Below are 12536 nucleotides of genomic sequence, written 5' to 3'. Positions count from 1 at the left end.
CCCGAGCGTCGTCGGACCGAGCACGACCGTCCGCATTCAAACACGTACCGAGCGGCGCCGCTCGGTTCAGGCGCCGCGCGCTGTTCCGCGCGCAGCGCGGAGAGAAAGCCCTGTCCTCCGGGGCGGCGGAGATCGTCAGATCCAGCCGTCGCGGCGGGCGCGCCACACCGCCTCCATCCGGTTGCGGGCGCCCGTCTTGCGCATGACCGCCGACAGGTGGTTGCGCACCGTGCCGTGCGCGAGGAACAGCCGGCGGGCGATCTCCTTGAGCGGCAGGCCCTCGGCGGCCACCCGCAGTACCTCCACCTCCCGACGGGTCAACGGGCTGGACGGGGGTCGAAGCGCCGTCACGGCGGCCGCCGCGTCGATGACCTTCCCGCCGGCGGCGAGTTCCCGGACGGCCTCGACCAGCGCCTCGAGCGACGCGTCCTTGCCGACCAGGCCGCGTACCCCGGCGGCCAGCAGGTCCCCGACCGCGGCCTGGCTCCACCGGCGGCCCATGCCCAGCACGGCCGTCTCGGGCGCCGCGCCGATGATCTCGGCGACCACCTCGACCGGCTGCGGCGCGTCCGACGCCAGGTCCACCACCACCACGTCGGGCCGGTGCCGACGCACCACGGCGGACAGCTCCGCCACCCCGGTCACCTCGGCAGCGACCTCGATGTCCTCCTGGCTCGACAGCGCGGCGCACAGCGCGGTGCGCAGCAGCCCCATCTCCTCGGCAACGACAACGCGGATCAACGCGTGGCTCCGATCTCGGGTACGCGGTGGCGACCGAGTCCCCTGGACGGGACTGTGCGGGCCGGCCGCGTGGACGGATTGTGGGGTCCCGCCCGCGACGTCGGACGTGGCGACGGTCACGGGCACCGTGTGACCACGCGCCGGGCGGTGCGACCGGACGGGCCGGACGACCGCGCGGGCGTGGCCGCCGGAACTCAGCCGGGGCGTGCGCTCATACGGTGGAGCCGGTCGCCGGATGCCACCGCTGGCTCTGTGGGGACGGCCACGCCGGGCCGAGAGCAGCACGGGCGCAGGGCGGCGCGCCCCGCCCGGCGGCCCTCAGCGGGGCGGTCGACCGGGCGACGGGCAGCCTGCGCCGCCCGGCGAGGGGGGCGGCCCCCGGCGCGGCGACGGGCGGAGGACGGAACGTCGGGCGACGCACTGGGCAGCGACCTCCCCGTGTCGGGAACGTCGACACATCGTAAAGACGCGATCACCCGACCGCATCTTGTGAACGCCTCGTGACATATTGCCGACTGGATCGCTCACGACGGGGGTGGCGTGCGCTAGGCGCACCGACGCCGGACACCGGCCCGAAACGACACCAGCCCCGGCGAAGGGGGCTGGTGTCGTACGCGGGTGGTGCGGTCGAGCCGCGATCAGGTCATGTCGTCGTAGCGGCGGTCGATCGGCGCCGGCGCGGCGACCGGCTCCGGGGCAGCGACCGGGGAGCTGGCGTCGACCCGCTGCCCGGCCTCGACCGGCTCCGGCTCGAACTCCAGCGGCGACACCTCGTCGTCGTCGATGCCGGCGTAGATCTCCTTGCCGCGGCCCTTGCGCTTGTCGTTGAGGTATGCGACGCCGACGGCGGCGAAGTAGAGCGCGCAGAGGCAGATCGCCAGCGCCGTCATCCCGAACGGGTCGGGCGTCGGGGTGACCACCGCGGAGAAGGCGAAGAAGACGAAGACCGCCACCCGCCACCAGCCCAGCAGCCGCTTCGCGCTGGCGATGCCGACGAAGTTGAGCATCAACACCAGCAGCGGGAACTCGAACGCCACCCCGAACAGCAGGATCAGGTTCGTCACGAACGAGACGTACCTGGTGATGTCCAGCGTCGTGTTGATGTCGCTGCCGGAGATGTCCAGCAGGAACTCCAGGCCCTTCGCGGTCACGAAGTACGCCAGCACCGCCCCGGCGGCGAACAGCGGCGCCGCCAGCCCGGTGAAGACGTACGCGTAGCGCCGCTCGTGCCGGTGCAGGCCCGGCGCGATGAACGCCCAGAGCTGGTAGAGCCAGACGGGCGCGGCGATGATCAGCCCGACCCACAGACCGATCTTCAGGTTCAGCAGGAACAGGTCGGCCGGGCCGAGCTGGACGAAGTCGCACGCGCCGTTCGTCGTCTGCGCCTGCGGCAGGTCACAGTACGGCCGCTTGAGCACGTTCAGCACCGGCCCGGCGAGCCAGATGCCGAAACCGAACCCGACCAGGATCGCCAGGGACGCCTTGAACAGCCGGTTGCGCAGCTCGCGGATGTGCTCGACCAGCGTCATCGAGCCGTCGGCGGCCCGCTCGAAGTTGCTCGGACCGCGCTTACGGAGAGCGAAGGCCACGGTGTTCGGGCCCTCGGTCAGTTGTCGCGGACGCGGTGCACCGGGTCAACGACCGGCTGCTGCTGCGGCGGGGCCTGGTGAGGGGCCTGCTGACCGGCGTGCGGCGGGAGCGGCTGGTAGCCGGCCTGCGCGTCGGCCTTCTCGGCGAGGTTGCGGTCGTCGTCGTGCAGGCTCTTGGTCTCGGCCTTGATGATCCGCAGCGACCGGCCCAGCGAACGGGCCGCGTCGGGGAGCCGCTTCGCGCCGAAGAGCAGGATCAGCACGACCACGAGTACGGCGATGTGCCACGGCTTGAGGGCACCCATGGGAAGCTCCAGTCGCTCTGTGTCGTCGTGAGGGGTGTACCGCAGCCATCGTACGTGCGCCGACGGCCGTTGCCACCCGCCGGGTTCGTCCCGGCCGGTGAAGTCTTGACCAACCCGGGATGTCCCGTCAACACTCCCCAGACGGATCGTTCCTGCGCGGTACCGGACCGGATCGCGCAGGGACGCGACACCGATCGATCAACCGCCGCGCTTGGCCTTGATCAGCTCGACTCGCCGGTGGGTGACGTCGAGCTGCTGCTGGAGGGCCTCGGCCCGCTGCTGGAGGGCCTCCGCGGTGTCCCGCAGCGCCTCCGCCTCGGTCGCCCGGCGTTGCAGGGCGACGGCCGCGCGGCGCAGCCGGGGCAGCCGCGCCAGCACCGGCCGGACGGCCAGGGCCAACACGACGAGCGCGAACAGCACCACCGCGAGCACGATCCACTTCACCACGGCGGCCAGCCTACTGGGTGCCCGCGGTCACCGCCGGGTCGGCCGAGGGCACCGCCGGCGGCGTGTCCGACCCGTCCGCCGGGCGCCGGGGCGCGGCCGGGGTCGGCGTCGCGTACGCGTCGAGCGCGGCGGTCGCCGCGGCCCGGACCTGCTCGGCCAGCTCGGCCGGGGCGACCACGGCGACGTCCGGCCCCAGCCCCAGCACGAAGCGGCGGGCCCAGCCCAGGTCGGTGACCCGCAGCGAGACCAGCCACTGGTCGCCGCCGCCGGCCTCGACGCGCTCGCACGGGTAGTACTCGGTGATCCACCGCTCGCCCCGGCCGACCCGCAGGGTGATCAACGGCAGGTCCGGCGAGGGCCGGAACACGCCGTCGGTGAGGTCGTGCGGGCGGGCCTGCGGCGGCACCGTCGCCGGCTCGTCCAGCTCGGTGACCGCGTCGATCCGGTCGGCCCGGAACAGCCGCACCGCCTCCGCCCGGCGGCACCACGCCTCCACGTACGCCCGGCCACCGACCATCAGCATCCGCAGCGGATCGACGACGCGGTCCGTGCTCTCGTCCCGCGCCGCCGTGTAGTAGGTGATGCGCAGCGCCCGGCCGCTCTCGACGGCGGCCCGCAGCTCCTGCACCCGACGGGTGTCGGCGGGCAGCCGGACCTCGACGGGCGCGGCCACCAGGTCGCCGGCCGCATTCTCGATCTTGGCGAGGGCCCGCTCCACGGCGTCCCGGTTGGCCACCCCGGGCGTCTCGGCGAGCATCCGCAGCGCCACCACCAGCGCGAGGGCCTCGTCGGGGGTGAGCCGCAGCGGCCGGTCGATGCCGGCGTCGTAGGTGATGGTCACCCGGTCGCCGTCGAAGGCCATGTCGATCAGGTCGCCCGGGCCGTAGCCGGGCAGCCCGCACACCCACAGCAGCTCCAGGTCCTCACGCAGCTGCCGCTCGGTGACGCCCAGGTCACCGGCGGCCTCGGCGATCTCGATGCCGGGCCGGGCGAGCAGGTAGGGCACCAGGTTCAGCAGCCGGGCCAGCCGGTCGGCCGACGCGCGGGAGCCGCCACGGGCGGCCGGCCGGGTCACCGGGCACCCCCGACGACGGCGAGGTCGTCGTGCCGGGCCGCGATCTCCTTGAGCCGCTGGATGACCGCCTCCCGCACCTCGGGCGGGTCGAGCACCCGCACGTCCGGACCGTAGCCGACGAGCTGACCGGCGAGGACGTCCACGTCGGCGTACGGCAGGACGAGCCGGTCGCCGTCGGGCCCGGTGGTGACGCCGACCGCCCAGCGGCGCAGCCCGGCGGCGCGGCCCGGGGCGGCCAGCACGGTGGCCCGCCCGGTGCGCTCCACCGGCCCCGACCAGCGGGCCACGTGACTGATCAGGTCGACACCGGCCGGCGGCTCGTAGCCGCCCGGCGCGCCCGTCACCCGGACCGCGCCGACCACCCGCGACAGCCGGAAGCAGCGGGTCGCCTCGCGGTCGAGGTCGTGGCCGACCACGTACCACCGGCCCCGCCAGCACACCACACCCCACGGCTGCAACCGGCGGCGGTTCGGCTCGTCGCGGTCGGGCACCCGGTAGTCGAAGGTGACCTCCCGCCGGTCCCGGGCGGCGGCGGTGAGCGGCGCGAACGCCGGGTCCACCGTCACCATCGGCTCCAGGCCCAGCGTGGCCTGCGGGTCCACGTCGACGCCGGCGGCGCGCAGCTTCGCCAGCCCGGAGGAGGCGGCGGCGGCCAGCCCGGCGTGCTGCCACAGCCGCGCGGCGATGCCCACCGCGGCGGCCTCGTCCGGTTCGAGGGGAATGTCCGGCAGCGCGTACTCGCGGTGGGCGATCCGGTAGCCGGGCTCCGCGTCGAAGACGCTCGCCGTCCCGGTCTCCAGCGGTACGCCCAGCTCACGCAGCTCGGCCTTGTCCCGCTCGAACTTGCGCTGGAACGCCTCGTGGTCGCGCGCGTCCTCCGGATCGTGCTCGTAGCCGGGCACGGTCGCGGCGATCTGCGCGGCGGTCAGGAACCGTCGCGTGGACAGCAGGCAGATCACCAGGTTGACCAGGCGTTCGGTGCGGGTCCGCGACACGGGTAGACGCTAGCAGCCCGCGCTCCGGGCACGTGCACCCACGCGGGCACCACGTGGGTCGCGTCGCACCGGCCCGCGTCCGGTCAGCCCGCACGGCACGTCCGGCGGTCATACAGTGACCTGGTGGCGCGGCCGGAAGTCAAGACGGAGAGCGTCGGCACCGTCGTGGTCGCCGGGGCCGCCAACCTCGCCATCGCCGTCGCCAAGCTGGTCGCCGGGCTGATCTCCGGGTCGGCGGCGATGCTCTCCGAGGCCGTCCACTCCGTCGCCGACACCACCACCGAGGTGCTGCTCTACCTCGCCCTGCGGCGCGGGGCGCGCCCGGCAGACGCCCGCCACCCGTTCGGGTACGGAAAGGAGAGCTACGTCTGGGCCTTCCTGGCGGCGGTGTTCACGTTCGTCGCCGGCGCCGGCTTCGCCATCACCCACGGCGTCACCACCATCCTGGTGCACGAGCACAGGAACGACTACCTGGCCGCGTACGTCGTGCTGGCCGTGTCGTTCGCCATCGAGTCGGTCTCGCTGGCCCGCGCCGTACGCCAGATCCGCACCGAGTCCCTGCAGTTGCACACCACCCCACGCCGGTTCCTGCGGCTGACCGCCGACCCCGCCGTCAAGGCGGTGTTCTTCGAGGACGCCGCGGCCCTGATCGGGTTGGTGCTGGCCGCCGTCGGGCTGGCCCTGTCCCAGCTCACCGGCGAGGAGCTGTGGGACGGCCTGGCGTCCATCCTGATCGGGGTACTGCTGCTCGTGGTCGCCACCGTCCTGGCCCGCAGCAACATCTCGCTGCTGGTCGGCCGGGCGGTGCCGGAGCGGGTGCACCACGAGATCGCCGGCGAACTCGCCGGGCTGGCCACCGTGCGCCGACTCGACACGCTGCTGACCATGCAGCTCGGCCCGGACGACGTCCTGGTCGCCGCGAAGCTGGACTTCGACGACGAGGCGAGCGGCGCGACCATCGAGGCCGTTGCCGACGAGGCCGAGCGCCGCCTCACCGCCCGCTACCCGCAGATCCGGTACGTCTTCCTCGACCCCACCGGCGCCCCACGCGGCGACCCCCGGCGGCCGGACGACTCCGCCGGCTGACCGCCCTGCCCTCGCCCGGCCGCCCCGCCCTGCTCTCCCCGGGCCGGGCCGCCCTGCTCTCCTCCAGCCGCCCCGCCCGCGGCAGTGCCCGGCCGCCCCCGGGCGCGGCCGGCCGGGGCGGCGACGCTAGCGTGCCGGGCATGGTGCGATGGCGGTCCGGAACGGTGACGGCGCTGCGGCGGCAGTGGACCGGGGCGGTGGAACTCGACGTCGACCTGCCCGACGGCGCCACGGTCCGCGCCCTGGCCTACCCCGAACTGGTCGGCCGACCCGAACCCGGCGACCGGGTGCTGCTCAACGCCGGCGCGCTGCTGATGGGCCTCGGCACCGGCGGGTACGCCCTGGTCGTGGCACTGCCCGACCGGCTGCCGCCGGACCCGCCACAGGCCCTCGACACCCGCGACGCCGGCCACCTCGTCAAGGCCCGCTACACCCCGCTGCAGCCGATCCTGCTCGGCGTCGACGAGGAGGCGTCCCCGCACCGCGAGGTCCTGGCCGCCGCCGACGACCTGGGCGGCCTGCCGGTCGTCACCGCCGACCTGCACTCCGCGCTGCCGGCGGTCCTGGCCGGCATCCACGCCGACGCCCCGGACGCCCGGGTGGCGTACGTGCTGACCGACGGCGGGGCGCTGCCCGCCTGGTTCTCCCGCACCCTCGCCGGGCTGCGCGACCACCTCGCCGGCACGGTCAGCGTCGGGCAGGCGTTCGGCGGCGACCTGGAGGCGAGCACCGTGCACAGCGGCCTGCTGGCCGCCCGCCACGTCCTGGGCGCCGACGTGGCGATCGTCGCCCAGGGGCCCGGCAACCTCGGCACCGGCACCCGGTGGGGATTCTCCGGCGTCGCCGTCGGCGAGGCCGTCAACGCCGTCGCCACGCTGGGCGGGCGCCCGGTCGGGTCGCTGCGGATCTCCGACGCCGACCCCCGGCCCCGCCACCGGGGCGTGTCGCACCACAGCCTCACCGCGTACGGCCGGGTGGCCCTCGCCCCCGCCGAACTGGTGGTGCCCGACGGACTGGACCCGGCGCTGGCCCGCGAGGTGGACGCCGCGCTGGCCCCCCTCGCGGTGCGGCACACCGTCGTCTGGGTGCCCACCGACGGGCTCGACGCCGCGCTGCGGGCGACGCCGGTGCCGCTGTCCACCATGGGCCGGGGCCTCGACGCCGACCACGCGTACTTCCTGGCTGCCGCCGCGGCCGGCCGGCACGCCGCCCGCCTGCTGACCTGACCCGGCCCGCGCCCGACCCGGACGCCCGACGACCGACGTGCCCGGCGGCGGGCTTCAGGTCGCCAGGTAGCCCTGCCGCACGATGCGCTCCGCGGCCTTCTCGTACACCGCCGGGTCGTCCGGGACCAGGGTGCCCAACCCGTCCACGTAGCGGTTGTACATGCAGAACGCCGCCGCGATCAGGACCGTGTCGTGGATCTCCAGGTCCGTCGCGCCGGCACCCCGGGCGGCCTCCACCAGGTCCACCGTCACGTCCCGGCCGCTGCGCTGCACGGCCTCGGCGATGCGCAGCAGCGCCCGCAGCTTGTCGCTGACCTCCGCGTCCACCGGATCGACGAGGACCCGGTCCACCAGCGGCATGCCGGAGGGGAGCTGCGCCGCCGCGAAGGCGGAGTGCGTCGCGCAGCAGAAACGGCACTCGTTCAGCCCCGACACGTACGCCGCGATCAGCTCCCGCTCCCCCGGCGTCAGCGTCGGGTGCGGGGCGCGCAGCAGCGCCTCCGCCAGCGCGTTGAGTGGCTTGGCCGTCTCCGGCCGGAACCGCATCGGGCCCCGGATGCCCGGATGCTCCCGCTCGTCGATACCGAGGTCGATGTGTGCGATGACGTCACCATCCCTTGCCGCCGCGGCGGGGCGTGCCCGGTCCACGGACCGACAACGCCGAACGGGACGATCGTCCCAGCGCCGCCGGGCCGAGGCCACTTCGAGCTTGCGGTGCCGCCGGGGCCGGGTCAGGCCGTGACGACCAGCGCCACCGGAGCCCGGTCAGGCCATGAAGATCAGGGTGAGCCAGGCGCCCACGATCAGCACCAGCGCGAGCGCCAGCACCCAGGTCGGCACCGTGTACTCGCCGCGCCGGTTGCGCTCGATCTCGGCGCGGATCTTCTCGCGGCGGCGCTCGACCCAGTTCTGCCGCGCCCGGCCGCTGTCAGGAGGTTCGGAAGTCGTCATGGCGCGGTCAGCCTACCGGGCCGGCCGACCCGGCAGGCGGTCACCACCACACCGGGCCGGCCCACGCCGTCACATGCTGGCGATCAGCCGCTCCACCCGCTCGTCGTACGCCCGGAACGGATCCTTGCAGAGCACCGTGCGCTGCGCCTGGTCGTTCAGCTTCAGGTGCACCCAGTCGACGGTGAAGTCACGCCGCTTCTCCTGGGCGTGCCGGATGAACTCGCCGCGCAGCCGGGCCCGGGTCGTCTGCGGCGGAGTCTCCTTCGCCTCGAAGATCTCCGGGTCGGTGGCCACCCGGTCCACCTCGCCGCGCCGCTCCAGCAGCCCGTAGAGGCCCCGGCCCCGACGCAGGTCGTGGTAGGCGAGATCCATCTGGGCGACCCGCGGGTGCGACAGCGGCAGGTCGTGCTTGCGCTGGTAGCGCTCGATCAGCCGCAGCTTGGTCACCCAGTCGATCTCCCGGGCCACCGGCTCCAGGTCGCCGGTCTCCACCGCGCGCAGCACCCGACCCCACAACTCCACCACCCGCTTGGCGGTCTGGTCGCCACCGCGCCGCTCCACGAACTCGGTCGCCTTCGCCAGATATTCCTGCTGGATCTCCAGCGCGCTGACCTCCTTGCCGGACGACAGCCGCACCTTACGCCGGCCCGTGATGTCGTGCGACACCTCGCGGATCGCCCGGATCGGGTTCTCCAGCGTCAGGTCCCGCATCACCACCCCGGCCTCGATCATCCGCAGCACGATGTCGGCGGTGCCGACCTTGAGCAGCGTGGTGACCTCGTTCATGTTGGAGTCGCCGACGATCACGTGCAGCCGGCGGTAGCGCTCCGCGTCCGCGTGCGGCTCGTCCCGCGTGTTGATGATCGGCCGGCTCCGGGTGGTCGCCGACGAGACGCCCTCCCAGATGTGCTCGGCCCGCTGCGACAGGCAGTAGACCGCCCCGCGCGGCGTCTGCAACACCTTGCCCGCGCCGCAGATCAACTGCCGCGTGACCAGGAACGGAATCAGCACGTCGGCCAGCCGGCCGAACTCGCCGTGCCGGGAGACCAGGTAGTTCTCGTGGCAGCCGTACGAGTTTCCGGCCGAGTCGGTGTTGTTCTTGAACAGGTAGATCTCGCCCGCGATGCCCTCGTCGTGCAACCGCTTCTCCGCGTCGACCAGCAGCCCCTCCAGGATCCGCTCGCCCGCCCGGTCGTGCGCGACCAGGTCCACCACCGAGTCGCACTCCGGGGTGGCGTACTCCGGGTGCGAGCCGACGTCGAGGTAGAGCCGGGCGCCGTTGCGCAGGAACACGTTGCTCGACCGGCCCCAGGACACCACTCGGCGGAAGAGGTACCGGGCGACCTCGTCGGGGGACAGCCGCCGCTGCCCGCGGTAGGTGCAGGTGACGCCGTACTCGGTCTCAAGGCCGAAGATTCGCCGCTCCATGATGAGACATTAGCCGCCCGAGGCCCCAGATGGGCAGCGCTCACCACGTCGTCTCACGCCGGAAACACCCGCCGGCCCGCCGGGGGCCACGCCGACGCGCCGGCCCCACCGTCACCCGGGCACGACCCCGCCGTACGCCCCGCCGGGCGCGTCCCAGGTGGACCATGCCGCCGCACGGGGCGCACCGGCACGAAGGGACGGCGTCACGCCGGTGCGGGCGGCGTCCGGCCCCGTTGATCCACGCGGGTCGGTCGGGACCGGCCCGCCGCGGCCGGACCGTCGACCTGCGGGCGTACGACGACCGCGCGGACGCCCGGGCCCACGGCCCCGACGCCCGCGCGATCGACTCCGCTACGCCTCGGGGGCCTCCGGCTGCTGGCCCTCCAGATCCGCCGAGCCGGCCGACGTGGTGGGCTTCCCCGCCTCCCCGGTCGGCGCGGTCGGGGTCTCCGGACGGGCCGGCACGGCCGGCTCCTCGGCCTTGCCGCCGTCCAGCAGGGCGGTCAGCGCCGCTCCGGTGATGCGGCGGAACGTCCGCCCCACCCGGCGCCGGTCCAGGACCGCCACCTCCAGCTGGTTCGCGGCGATGGTGCGGGACGCGCCGCCCTCGCCCCCGACGCTGCCCAGCGCCTGCACCGCGACCTGCACCGCCTCGCCCAGCGACATGTTCGGACGGTGGTGGGACTTCAGCACGCCGGTGATCGCCTCGGCCTGCCCGCCCATCGCCATCCGGCCCGGCTCGTCGTTGACGGAGCCGTCGTAGGTGAGCCGGTAGAGCTCGTCGTCCTCGGCGCTGGCGCCGACCTCGGCCACGCAGATCTCCACCTCGAACGGCTTCGACTGCTCGGTGAAGATGGCGCCCAGGGTCTGCGCGAACGCGTTCGCCAGGGCCCGGCCGGTGACGTCGCGCCGGTCGTAGCTCAGGCCGTTCAGGTCGGCCATCCGCACGCCGGCGCGGCGCAGGTTCTCGAACTCGTTGTAGCGACCGACGGCGGCGAAGCCGATCCGGTCGTAGATCTCACTGACCTTGTGCAGGGCGCTGGAGAGGTTCTCGGCGACGAAGAGCACCCCGCCCTCGTAGCTCAGGACGACCGCGCTGCGGCCCCGGGCGATGCCCTTGCGGGCCAGCTCGGAGCGGTCGCGCATGATCTGCTCGGGCGAGGCGTAGAACTGCATGGCCACGGCGGCGGTTCTCCTTCAGGGCGCTGTGCTGACGGCTGCTGACTGGTGCGGGCGGGAGCGGATCAACCGCCCGGGTTCTCCATCCGGCCGGAGACCACGCTCTCGGCGATCGCCGACATCTCCTCGTCGGTGAGCCGGTGGGTGCCCTCCGCCGTCGCCGTCATCACCACCGGGTAGATCCGGCGGATCAGGTCCGGCCCGCCGGTGGCGGTGTCGTCGTCGGCCGCGTCGTAGAGCGCCTCGACCGCGAGCCGGACCGCCTCGTCGATGGAGAGACCCGGCTGGAAGCGCTTCTTCAGCGCGGAGCGGGCGAACAACGAACCGGAGCCGATCGCGTCGTAGCCGGTCTCCTCGTAGGGGCCGCCGGTGACGTCGAAGCTGAAGATGCGGCCGGCCCGCGCCGGGTCCTTCGCGGCCAGGTCGAAGCCGGCGAAGAGCGGGATCACCGCCAGGCCCTGCATGGCGGCGCCCAGGTTGCCGCGGATCATCGAGGCGAGCCGGTTGGCCTTGCCGTCGAGCGAGAGCATCGCGCCCTCGATCTTCTCGTAGTGCTCCAGCTCCACCTGGAACAGTCGCATCAGCTCGATGCCGATGCCCGCCGTGCCCGCGATGCCCACCAGGGAGTACGCGTCGGCCGGGTGCACCTTCTCGATGTCGCGCTGGGCGATCAGGTTGCCCATGGTGGCCCGCCGGTCGCCCGCCATCACGACGCCGCCGACGGCCGAGATGGCCACGATGGTCGTCGCGTGTGGCGCCATGTCGGCGGCCATGCCCGGCGGCAGCGGCCGTCGGCCGGGCAGCATCTCGGGGGCCACCTTGCTCAGGAACGAGGTGAAGGAGGACGTCCCCGCGTTGGTGAACACATCTGGTAGACGCCCGGATGGATCAAAACCCGCTGCCACGTGGTTCCTCTCAGATATGTGATCGCCCCGGCCAGCCGCGACTGATCGTCACGGAACTGGCCGAGACCACCGTTGCAGTTGAAGCACAATATCCCGCGCACCCAGCCGGTGCGATGATCGTGGTCCAGATGTTGGGGGTCCGGCGCGCCGCAGATGGCGCAGACGCCGCCCTGCTCGGCCAGGAGCTCTTGGAACTCCTGCTCACCGATCCCGTAACGCCGCCGCAGGTGGTACTCGCGACTGCCGCCGTAGAGTCGCTGCTTCGTGTTTCGGGTCCTGACGTTGTGGCACGGCTTGCAGTATGTGCCGTAGCCGGTGCTGTCCGACCGGTTGCGGGGAAAGTCCGCCAGCGGCTTGACCGAACCGCAATCAGCGCAGTATCGGTGCCCATCCGGAACCTTCCGGACCGGCTTGACCTCTCGCCCCCGGGTTTCCCGCGTCCGTTTGGCATAGCTGGCCTTGGACCGCTGGTTGAAGCACGGCTTGCAGTAGCTGCCGCGACCGCTGGGACGCTTACTGCTCGAACAAAATTCGTCGAGCAGCTTCCATTCCCCGCAGTCGCGGCAGCGGCGTCGGCCGTCCCGGTCGTCAAGAGGAAGTGACATGTCC

General features: G+C 73.5%; 14 protein-coding genes. 2 read left to right on the top strand and 12 right to left on the bottom strand.

Annotation, left to right across the window (positions count from 1 at the left end):
• Positions 1-135: 135 nt before the first annotated feature.
• The 6 genes from ACZ6O2_RS17850 to ACZ6O2_RS17825 form a co-directional block, all read right to left on the bottom strand.
• Positions 136-741, bottom strand: coding sequence for a LuxR C-terminal-related transcriptional regulator (locus ACZ6O2_RS17850; RefSeq protein WP_466023568.1), 606 nt, complete (start codon positions 739-741; stop codon positions 136-138).
• A gap of 638 nt (positions 742-1379) precedes the next feature.
• Entirely contained in the window at positions 1380-2330 is a 951-nt protein-coding gene (tatC, locus tag ACZ6O2_RS17845; RefSeq protein ID WP_363701985.1) for a twin-arginine translocase subunit TatC, read from the bottom strand.
• A 17-nt stretch (positions 2331-2347) separates the two neighbouring features.
• The gene (gene tatA / locus ACZ6O2_RS17840) at positions 2348-2635 is read right to left on the bottom strand and encodes a Sec-independent protein translocase subunit TatA (protein WP_357456895.1); all 288 of its coding nucleotides are present in this window, start codon (positions 2633-2635) and stop codon (positions 2348-2350) included.
• Positions 2636-2833: 198 nt separating this feature from the next.
• Positions 2834-3082, bottom strand: coding sequence for a hypothetical protein (locus tag ACZ6O2_RS17835; RefSeq protein ID WP_357456897.1), 249 nt, complete (start codon positions 3080-3082; stop codon positions 2834-2836).
• Between the two features lie 10 nt (positions 3083-3092).
• Complete coding sequence (locus ACZ6O2_RS17830) at positions 3093-4157, bottom strand: helix-turn-helix transcriptional regulator (RefSeq protein WP_466023567.1); 1065 nt, start codon at positions 4155-4157, stop codon at positions 3093-3095.
• Complete coding sequence (locus tag ACZ6O2_RS17825; RefSeq protein WP_350704263.1) at positions 4154-5152, bottom strand: helix-turn-helix transcriptional regulator; 999 nt, start codon at positions 5150-5152, stop codon at positions 4154-4156. The genes ACZ6O2_RS17830 and ACZ6O2_RS17825 overlap by 4 nt, the downstream gene beginning before the upstream one ends.
• A gap of 123 nt (positions 5153-5275) precedes the next feature.
• Here ACZ6O2_RS17825 and ACZ6O2_RS17820 point away from each other — a divergent pair, with 123 nt between their 5' ends.
• The gene (locus ACZ6O2_RS17820) at positions 5276-6238 is read left to right on the top strand and encodes a cation diffusion facilitator family transporter (protein WP_350704265.1); all 963 of its coding nucleotides are present in this window, start codon (positions 5276-5278) and stop codon (positions 6236-6238) included.
• A 140-nt stretch (positions 6239-6378) separates the two neighbouring features.
• Positions 6379-7464, top strand: a complete 1086-nt coding sequence (locus ACZ6O2_RS17815; protein ID WP_466023566.1) for a DUF3866 family protein — start codon at positions 6379-6381, stop codon at positions 7462-7464.
• A gap of 54 nt (positions 7465-7518) precedes the next feature.
• Here the strand turns inward: ACZ6O2_RS17815 and ACZ6O2_RS17810 are convergent, their stop codons facing one another.
• The 6 genes from ACZ6O2_RS17810 to ACZ6O2_RS17785 form a co-directional block, all read right to left on the bottom strand.
• Complete coding sequence (locus tag ACZ6O2_RS17810) at positions 7519-8067, bottom strand: carboxymuconolactone decarboxylase family protein (protein ID WP_363702061.1); 549 nt, start codon at positions 8065-8067, stop codon at positions 7519-7521.
• Between the two features lie 162 nt (positions 8068-8229).
• Positions 8230-8415: a hypothetical protein gene (locus ACZ6O2_RS17805; RefSeq protein WP_350704269.1), complete on the bottom strand. Its 186-nt coding sequence runs from the start codon at positions 8413-8415 to the stop codon at positions 8230-8232.
• Between the two features lie 69 nt (positions 8416-8484).
• Entirely contained in the window at positions 8485-9843 is a 1359-nt protein-coding gene (gene pafA / locus ACZ6O2_RS17800) for a Pup--protein ligase (RefSeq protein ID WP_350685647.1), read from the bottom strand.
• Between the two features lie 351 nt (positions 9844-10194).
• Positions 10195-11025, bottom strand: a complete 831-nt coding sequence (prcA, locus tag ACZ6O2_RS17795) for a proteasome subunit alpha (protein WP_466023565.1) — start codon at positions 11023-11025, stop codon at positions 10195-10197.
• A 62-nt stretch (positions 11026-11087) separates the two neighbouring features.
• Positions 11088-11927, bottom strand: coding sequence for a proteasome subunit beta (prcB, locus tag ACZ6O2_RS17790; protein WP_350704275.1), 840 nt, complete (start codon positions 11925-11927; stop codon positions 11088-11090).
• On the bottom strand, positions 11846-12532 hold the full coding sequence (locus tag ACZ6O2_RS17785; RefSeq protein WP_466023564.1) for an endonuclease VII domain-containing protein: 687 nt from the start codon (positions 12530-12532) through the stop codon (positions 11846-11848). The genes prcB and ACZ6O2_RS17785 overlap by 82 nt, the downstream gene beginning before the upstream one ends.
• Between the last annotated feature and the right edge of the window lie 4 nt (positions 12533-12536).

It is taken from the genome of Micromonospora sp. NPDC048040 (assembly GCF_055587185.1).
The sequence above is the reverse complement of the archived record's forward strand: the minus strand, read 5'-3'. Positions and strand labels throughout refer to the sequence as shown.

Bases quoted from the DNA above. Each gene is read 5' to 3' on its own strand.
- tatA (WP_357456895.1), bottom strand. From the start codon at position 2,635: ATGGGTGCCCTCAAGCCGTGGCACATCGCCGTACTCGTGGTCGTGCTG.
- pafA (WP_350685647.1), bottom strand. From the start codon at position 9,843: ATGGAGCGGCGAATCTTCGGCCTTGAGACCGAGTACGGCGTCACCTGC.
- ACZ6O2_RS17805 (WP_350704269.1), bottom strand. From the start codon at position 8,415: ATGACGACTTCCGAACCTCCTGACAGCGGCCGGGCGCGGCAGAACTGG.
- ACZ6O2_RS17785 (WP_466023564.1), bottom strand. From the start codon at position 12,532: ATGTCACTTCCTCTTGACGACCGGGACGGCCGACGCCGCTGCCGCGAC.
- ACZ6O2_RS17815 (WP_466023566.1), top strand. From the start codon at position 6,379: ATGGTGCGATGGCGGTCCGGAACGGTGACGGCGCTGCGGCGGCAGTGG.